Raw genomic sequence first — 1,724 nt, 5'->3', positions numbered from 1 at the left:
AGCTGATAGCTGATAGCTGATAGCTGATAGCTGATAGCTGATAGCTGATAGCTGATAGCTGATAGCTGATAGCTGATTTTGGAGGTTCTATGTCTGATTTGGTTTTTTCTGATTCGTTTATCGACGGTGACTTTTACTCTACGAGCCAGCGTTTTAGTGTAGATAACCCCGCAACCGCAGAGTTGATTACTCAGGTTTCTAATATTGATGAAGCTGGGGTTGAGCTGGCTTTAAAAAGTGCTGACGAGGCATTTAGCAAACTAAAGCAAACAACAGCAACCGAGCGTAGTGAAACGCTGCGCCGTTGGTATGAGTTGGTTATTGAGCATAAGCAACAGCTTGCTGAGTTAATGACTAAAGAGCAGGGTAAGCCTTTAAAAGAAGCCTTAGGCGAAGTTGAATACGGTGCAGGCTTTATTAAATGGTTTAGTGAAGAAGCAAAGCGCAGTTATGGCGACACAATACCTGCTACTGACAGCAAGCATCGTTTAACAACGATAAAGCAGCCAATCGGTGTGGTGGCTGGTATTACACCTTGGAATTTCCCGATTGCTATGATCACCCGTAAAGTGGCACCCGCTTATGCCGCGGGTTGTAGTTTTGTGATTAAACCTTCGGAGCATACGCCATTATGCGCTATTGCCTTAGCCTATCTTGCTGATAAAGCAGGATTTGTAAAAGGAGCGCTGAACGTGGTGGTCTCCGAAAACGCCAAAATGGTGGGTGAAATCATGACCGAGTCAGAGCGTGTGCGTAAGTTCACATTCACAGGCTCAACCGGTGTAGGTAAGCAGTTACTATCGCAGTGTGCTTCAACAATTAAACAAACGTCAATGGAGCTTGGCGGCAATGCCCCGTTTATTATTTTTGATAATGCCGATTTAGATGAGGCAGTTGCTGGCCTTATGGGGGCTAAGTTTAGAAACGCAGGACAAACCTGTGTTGCCGCTAACCGAATTTTTGTTCAGCGCTCAGTACTTGAAACGGTGCTCGAAAAACTCACAGACAAAGTGGCTGAGTTAAAGGTTGGCAATGGTCTTGATGACGGGGTAGATATCGGCCCATTAATTTACCCTAAAGCAAAAGAGAAAGTTCAAACGCTTGTGCAAGATGCGGTTGATAAAGGGGCGTCGTTAATCGGTGATAACAGTGAGCTTGAAGGTAGCTTTCAAGCGCCATTAATTTTAACCGATGTGACCCCAGAGATGGATATCTATCATGATGAAGTGTTTGGCCCTGTAGTCAGCATTATCGCTTTTGATGACGAACAAGAAGTACTTCAGCTTGCGAACGACGTGCCTTACGGTTTAGCTGCGTATTTTTATAGTGAAAACATCAAGCAAGTTTATCGCGTAAGCGAAGCACTCGAATACGGCATGGTTGGTATTAACGAAGGTCTTATCTCAAACCCAGTAGCGCCATTTGGCGGCGTTAAACAGTCTGGCTTAGGCCGAGAAGGCGGCCACCAAGGGTTAGATGAGTATCTAGAAGAGAAGTATCTTTGTGTTAAGGTTTGAGCGATAAGCGATAAGCGATAAGCGATAAGGCGCGCGAAATAAATTTCACGCCTACAATACCTCGCACCTCGTAGGAACGGCTTTAGCCGTGAATAGGTCAGATCTATTCGGCGTTAAAACGCCTCCTACTATGTAGGCGTCACGCTTGCTTGGCGCGTCTTCCATTCAACACCCTGACGGCAAATCCAAAGACATCGCGCGAAATAA

1 protein-coding gene is annotated in these 1,724 nt (G+C 45.5%); it reads left to right on the top strand.

Annotated features, from left to right (window positions below; all coding sequences use genetic code 11):
• Nucleotides 1-89 precede the first annotated feature (89 nt).
• Nucleotides 90-1,517 (top strand): NAD-dependent succinate-semialdehyde dehydrogenase, encoded by a 1,428-nt coding sequence (locus MTF66_RS37255; RefSeq protein WP_248530247.1) that lies wholly within the window; start codon nt 90-92, stop codon nt 1,515-1,517.
• The last annotated feature ends 207 nt before the right edge of the window (nt 1,518-1,724 follow it).

The sequence above is a fragment of the Pseudoalteromonas sp. 2CM39R genome, assembly GCF_023161845.1.
Note: the sequence above shows the minus strand (reverse complement) of the source record. Positions and strands in the feature narration are given on the sequence as shown.